This window comes from Bradyrhizobium sp. (genome assembly GCF_050014615.1).
Taxonomy (GTDB): Bacteria; Pseudomonadota; Alphaproteobacteria; order Rhizobiales; family Xanthobacteraceae; genus Bradyrhizobium.
The window spans coordinates 1-6,112 of the sequence record NZ_JBEKCZ010000272.1 but is presented as its reverse complement, the minus strand read 5'-3'; the positions used below and the strand labels follow the sequence as shown (position 1 = coordinate 6,112).

Genomic DNA, 6,112 nt, shown 5'->3' with positions numbered 1-6,112 from the left:
CTGGACTCCCGGCGCGGCCATGGGCAACGCCCTGATCAAGCGACTGGTCGATCACGCCGGCCTGACATTCGAGATCGAGAAGTAGATCGTACTCACACCGCGCGGGGATCGTAGGCGTACATCCAGTCCATCCCTCTGGCTGTGACCGGAAGCAGCAGTTTCAGCATCCGGTCGCGGATCCAGGCGCCAGTAGCGCTGAATTCGCGCTTGCTGTTGCCGTTGCGGCGGGCGAGCGCCACGACGCGCTCCGCGCGCGAACGGCGTTCGTTTTCGAACGCCTCGAACGTCACGCCAAGCTCCTGTTCGCTCTGCATCAGCCGGCCGAGCCGCATGGCGTCCTCCAGCGCGAGCGAGGCGCCCTGGCCCGCATGCGGACTGGTGGCGTGCGCAGCATCTCCGATCAGCAATGTTCGCTTGCGCGACCAGGTCGGCAGCGTCGCGACGTCGAGCGTTGCCGTGACAACGATGTTTTCAGCGGCTTCCAGCAATCGCGGGATCGGATCGTGCCAACCGGCGTGGAAATTGAGAAGGTGCCGTTTGATCGCATCCTGGCTCATGGCGCGGAACGTCGCGGCAGCGACGCCGTGGGCCGGCTGGGTGCTCCACCACATTACCCCGTCGCGGGAATCGGAACTACAAAAGCCGTAACCGAAAAAGCCGCTCTGCCCGAACGTCGTCTCGACGCGCTGTCCGATCGAGCTATTCTCGATCAGCGACCGCGGCACAAAGCCACCGAAGCCGATCAGGCCGGTATCGAACGGTTGGGGGCCATCGGGAATGACATGCTGGCGCACCGCGGAGTGCACGCCGTCCGCGCCGATCAGAAAGTCGCCCTCGGCGCTGGTACCATCGGCGAAGTGCGCAATGACAGGCTGATCCGCCCGATCCTCGATACTGACAAGCCGTTTCTCGAACGCGAGTTCGACATTGTCGCACCATGCCTTGTTCAGGATCGCTTCGTTCAGCGTGGCGCGGCACATGTTCACCGCCGGCTGACCAAAACGCGCCTTCATGTTCTGATTGACCGAGCCGAGGCGAACGCCGGACTGCGAATAGAAATCGAATGACTCGGCGATGGAACCGCGGCGGATCATCTCGTCGGCAAGGCCGATCTCGGCCAGGACATGCATGCCGTTGGGTGCGATCTGCAGGCCGCCGCCGATGCCAGTCGAGTGCGGCCACGCTTCGAATAACTGCACGTCGATGCCGGCCTTCTTGAGGAAGATGGCGGTGACCGGACCGGCAATGCCGGCGCCGATGATGAGGGCTTTGCGGGGGCGTTGGGTCATGTCTTGCTCCGTGCATCCGTTAGGTGGTAGGAACGTACAGTCCCTAATTATCTTACTATCTAAGATATCATCGAACTAAGATAAGAGATCGGCTTTGTCAAGACCAAAAACGCGCGCGGCGCTGATGCAGGAACTGGAACACGCCATGCGGCGCTCTTCCGCCCAGGGCGTGCTGTTCGGGCAAACCGTCGCCAACCGCGTCGGCCTCTCAAATTCCGACATGGAATGTCTCGATTTTGTCATTCTGGAAGGTCGCGCGACCGCGGGGCGGCTGGCCGAGGTCACCGGTTTGACCACGGGGGCGATCACCGGTGTGGTGGACCGGCTGGAGCAGGCCGGGCTGGTACGCCGTGAACGCGACGACCATGATCGCCGCAAGGTGTTCATCGCCGCCGTCCCGGAGAACACCGCGAAGATCGGTAAATTCTACGAGCACTTGCAGCGGGCGATGCTGAAGGTATGGGACAGCTATTCGGACGCGGAGCTGCGGCTATTGCTCCGGTTCGCCATGCAAGGCTACGAGACGATGCTGGCGGCGACCGAGGAACTCAAGACGATGATCGAAGATCCGAAGGGCAAGCGCGCCGGCGCTAAGAAGCCTGCCCGGGTGCCATGATCGCCCGATCGGCGCCCGCTTTGTAGGGCTGTGCGGCGGCAAACATGCCCCACATCGCGCCCAGCATCATCCAGAAATGCCGCCAGTGGTCGGTGTCGATGACGAAACTCTCGCCGACCGTCCCCAGGAACGCCGCGAAGATCGCGAGATAGGCGCGTTGCCAGGGCACCGGCACGAAGACATGCCGGAATCCGAAGATGACCGTAATAAACACCAGCGCCGGATAGCAGACGCCGGAGATCCAGCCGCCCGACATGAAGGCGTTCAGATAGGAGTTGTGGGTGTCTTCCGGGAAATAGTTATGGAACTGCAGCGGACCGATGCCGAAGGGCAGGTCGAGCGCCATGTCCGCGCCGAGGATGTGCCGTCCGAACCGGCCGAAGCGGCCCTCGTCATAGCTCTGATCGAAGCTCGCGCGCTGCTGGAACATTTCCCTGATCGAGTCGAACGACAGCAGCACCGCGATCAGCAGCACCACGACGACGGCCGCGACAATCGACATCACGATGATGCGTGAGCGTTGCGCGCGCGACTGGCTGGTCAGTACCATCAGCGCCAGCATGAAGGCCGAGGTGATGGCGAGCCCGCCCCAGGCCGCGCGCGAAAATGCCAGCAGGATCGCCAACGCCATGATCGCGAGCGCAATCGTGCTGCGGAACGATTTTCGAAAACCATCGGACACGACGCTTTGCAGGACGAACAACGAAGGAAGGATCAGGAATGCGCCGAGCACGTTCGGATCCTTGAAGGTGCCGCGGGCGCGCTCATACAGCGTCAGCAGGTCGTGACCGCCGGGAACGAGGTTGAGATAGCCGGCAATGCCGGCCATCGCCGCAATCAAGGCCCCGACGATCAGGCCGCGGCGAAGCATGTCGAGCCGGGCCGCAGTGTCTTCGGACACCACCATCGCGAAGAAGATGACCGTGATCGCCATATACCAGGATGTCGCGATCCAGTTGGCGACTTCAGACTTGTCCAGAAAGGGGATGGCGCCGATGGTGTAGCCGACGTTGAGCAGGAAAAGCAGCAGCAGCAGCGGCATGAAAACCAGCCGCAGCCGCAGGCCCGTCGCAAAGAAGATGACGGTGGCGGCAAGCGTCATCAGCTCGTAGGGGCTGGGTTCGATGAAAACGATCGCGCCGCTCGCTCCGACCAGCCACACCAGCGCCCGTTGCAGCGCGATCACGCGCGGCGCCGGTGTCACGGATGGAGGAAAACTCTCGGCCGTCGCCGTATACGACATCATGCGCTCGCAAACCTGGACAAACCCGACGCCCGAACGGCGTCTAGTAGGCGTTTTCGTTCTTCGTCATCAGCGCCAGCGGCGTCTTGAGAAGAATGAAGAGATCGAACAGCACCGACCAGTTTTCGATGTAATAGAGGTCGAATTCGACGCGTTTCTGGATCTTCTCTTCACTGTCGACTTCGCCACGCCAGCCGTTGATCTGCGCCCAGCCGGTAATGCCGGGCTTGACGCGGTGACGTGCGAAATATCCGTCCACCGCCTCGTCGAACAACCGGCTCTGCAACTTGCCCTGCACCGCGTGCGGGCGCGGGCCGACCAGCGAGAGATTGCTCTTGAACACGACGTTGAAGAGCTGCGGCAATTCGTCGAGGCTGCTCTTGCGGATGAACCGTCCGACGCGGGTGACGCGGCTGTCGTTCTTGGTCACGACCTTGGTGGCCAGCGGATCGGCTTGATCGTGGTACAGCGAGCGAAATTTGAAAACGTCGATGCGCTCATTATTGAACCCGAAGCGCTTCTGGCGGAACAGCACCGGGCCGGGGCTATCGAGCTTGATCGCGAGCGCGACGATGGCCATCAGCGGCATGGCCAGCAGCAGGATGAGGGCGCCAACGATATGGTCGAACAGCCACTTCATCACCAGATCCCAGTCGGTGATCGGCGCCTCGAAGACGTCGAGGGTCGGAACCTTGCCGATATAGGAATAGGAGCGGGGACGGAAGCGCAGCTTGTTGGTATGGGCGGAAAGCCGGATGTCCACCGGCAACACCCATAATTTTTTCAGCATCTCGAGGATTCGCGTCTCCGCCGAAATCGGAAGCGCGAACAGCACGAGATCGATCCGGGTGCGCCGGGCGAATTCGACGATGTCGTCGACCTTGCCGAGTTTTGCGCTGCCTGCGCAGCTATCGAGCGCACGATCGTCGTTGCGGTCGTCGAACACGCCGAGGATATCGATATCGGAATCCGGCTGGGTCTTGAGCGCCGCGATCAGCTGTTCGCCATTCTGGTCCGAGCCGACCACGATGGTGCGGCGGTCGAGCCGGCCCTGGCGGGCCCAGCTGCGCACCATCGCGCGCAGGAACAGGCGTCCGGCGACAAGTACGGCCAAACCGACGATGAAAAATGCCGAAAGCCAGAGTCGTGATATTTCGCTGCCGAGTTTTGCGAAGAACGACGCGCCGATGAACAACAGGAACACAAATGCCCAGGATGAGATCATCCGCGTCATCTGCCGCAGCTGGCCGCGAAACACCTGTACCTGGTAAATGTCGGAAGCCTGAAAGCAGACCACCGCGGTCGCGGTCATTCCGCAAATGGCCGCGACATATTCCCAGTGAAAGCCCGTCAGAGGCACCATATATCCGAGATAGAGCGCGATGCCGACGAAACTCAGCAATACGAAATCGGCGACTCTAACCGCCCCCGCGATGACGACCGGAGAATAGGCCGGACGCACCTTCTGGTTGGTGACGGCAAGGGCGGCCTGCGACAGCCGGCGGCGCCGTTCGATCGGAGGGCGTTCCGCGGCGGTGGCGGTTGTCGCGGCCGCAGCCGCGGCATCTAGCATGGAGCGAGCGTTGATCGGTTCCACTGTATCCAAATCCGTTCTTGCACGGGCAGATAGCTACGCGCGCGCCGATGCGGAATTCCCCGCCTCACGGCTTATCGGACAAATCGGAAGAAACAGTTATCGTCGGTAAAGAACGGTTAACGTTCCGCAAATGCGTCGCGGTAGCCCGCCAGCACCCCTTCGACCATCGCCTTCTGCGAAAAATGCATGAAGATTCTTTCGCGCAGGGATTTTGCGCGCGCCAACGCGGCGGCGGGATCATCGAGCGCGGTTTTGATAGCGTCAGCCATGGCGCCGACACTGCTGGGAGCAAACAGCGCGTCGGTATGGGTTTCGAAAATCTCGGGGATGCCGCCGACATTGGCGGCGACCATTGGAACTCCCGCGGCTGCCGCCTCGATGACAACGTAGGGCATCGAATCCCCGCGAGAAGGAACGACCAGCAGTCTGCCCTTGGAAAAGCCATATCGCGCCTTGACGTGGCCGATGAACCGCACCGCCCCGGTGAGGCCCTGTCGCTGGATTTGAGTCCTGAGAGACTCGATTTCCTCGCCGTCCCCGGCCAGCGTCAACGTGACTGGTTTGCCGTCGGCGCGCAGCCGAGCGACGGCATCGATCAGCAGGTCTGCCCCCTTGATGTGCCTGAACTCACCGACATAGGCGATATCGGTGGCGTCATCGGCCGTCGCGACCGGGTCGAACTCGTCAGCGGTTACGCCATTGAACACGCAACGTACCAGCCCTGCGGTCGGCGTACCAACGGTGCGCTGATAGGTATCGCGCGCAAAGGCACTTTCGAACAGGAACAGATCGGTACTGTTCATCAGCATCCGTTCGACGCGACCGTAGATGGCGCCCTTCCATGTATTCAGCGGATAATGCAGCGAGCCGCCATGCGGGGTATAGACGCGGATAGAGCGTTTTGAACGGGCTCTCAAGCGGATGAAGGTGCCGGCTTTGGCGCCGTGTCCATGCAGGACGTCCGGTCTCAGCCGCCAGATCAGATATTTGAAATGCGCCCATACCAGAATATCCGCGGGGTGGGGTTGGCGGTGAATGGCAAGACGCCGAACGCCGAGCTTGAGGCGGGGCGCGATCTCGGCCAGCGCCGCGTCGGCGCGTTCGCCGCCGGTGAGGCTGTCCGCGATGATGCCGACATGGTGGCCGCGATCGGCCTGACCATTGGCAACGTCCAGGATGTGACGGAAGATTCCGCCGACCGGCGCGCGCACCGCGTGCAGGATACGAAGTGGCTGATCTGGTTTGTCGGACATCGTCAGAACCAGCGTTCGCCGACGAGGACGGTATCGCCGGGGCTCAGGGAAGTACCGAGCGGCACGATGTAGCGCGACGAACCCGAACTGTCGCTGTGGGTCAGCGTCACGCGG

5 protein-coding genes and 1 pseudogene are annotated in these 6,112 nt (G+C 62.0%); 1 reads left to right on the top strand and 5 read right to left on the bottom strand.

Going from position 1 to position 6,112, the window contains the following annotated elements:
• Window positions 1-92 precede the first annotated feature (92 nt).
• A complete protein-coding gene (locus ABR948_RS27630; protein WP_428124162.1) occupies window positions 93-1,289 on the bottom strand; it encodes an FAD-dependent oxidoreductase in 1,197 nt (398 codons plus the stop codon).
• Window positions 1,290-1,434: 145 nt separating this feature from the next.
• On the opposite strand from ABR948_RS27630, the gene ABR948_RS27625 reads away from it, so the two are divergent.
• Window positions 1,435-1,905 carry a MarR family winged helix-turn-helix transcriptional regulator gene (locus ABR948_RS27625; protein ID WP_428124166.1) on the top strand — a complete coding sequence of 157 codons (471 nt, stop codon included), beginning with the start codon at window positions 1,435-1,437 and terminating at the stop codon, window positions 1,903-1,905.
• On the opposite strand, the gene ABR948_RS27620 is transcribed toward ABR948_RS27625, so the two are convergent.
• The 4 genes and pseudogenes from ABR948_RS27620 to ABR948_RS27605 all read right to left on the bottom strand — a co-directional run.
• Window positions 1,880-3,148, bottom strand: a complete 1,269-nt coding sequence (locus tag ABR948_RS27620) for an O-antigen ligase family protein (RefSeq protein ID WP_428124164.1) — start codon at window positions 3,146-3,148, stop codon at window positions 1,880-1,882. The genes ABR948_RS27625 and ABR948_RS27620 overlap by 26 nt on opposite strands.
• Window positions 3,149-3,191: 43 nt before the next feature.
• Window positions 3,192-4,745 carry an undecaprenyl-phosphate glucose phosphotransferase gene (locus ABR948_RS27615; protein ID WP_428124160.1) on the bottom strand — a complete coding sequence of 518 codons (1,554 nt, stop codon included), beginning with the start codon at window positions 4,743-4,745 and terminating at the stop codon, window positions 3,192-3,194.
• Between the two features lie 116 nt (window positions 4,746-4,861).
• On the bottom strand, window positions 4,862-5,998 hold the full coding sequence (locus tag ABR948_RS27610) for a glycosyltransferase family 4 protein (protein WP_428124158.1): 1,137 nt from the start codon (window positions 5,996-5,998) through the stop codon (window positions 4,862-4,864).
• A 2-nt stretch (window positions 5,999-6,000) separates the two neighbouring features.
• A pseudogene (locus ABR948_RS27605) lies at window positions 6,001-6,112 on the bottom strand (polysaccharide biosynthesis/export family protein); the annotation flags it as partial.

Excerpts from the sequence above, each read along its gene's own strand:
- ABR948_RS27625 (WP_428124166.1), top strand. The coding sequence starts at position 1,435 with ATGCGGCGCTCTTCCGCCCAGGGCGTGCTGTTCGGGCAAACCGTCGCC.
- ABR948_RS27620 (WP_428124164.1), bottom strand. The coding sequence starts at position 3,148 with ATGTCGTATACGGCGACGGCCGAGAGTTTTCCTCCATCCGTGACACCG.
- ABR948_RS27610 (WP_428124158.1), bottom strand. The coding sequence starts at position 5,998 with ATGTCCGACAAACCAGATCAGCCACTTCGTATCCTGCACGCGGTGCGC.
- ABR948_RS27630 (WP_428124162.1), bottom strand. The coding sequence starts at position 1,289 with ATGACCCAACGCCCCCGCAAAGCCCTCATCATCGGCGCCGGCATTGCC.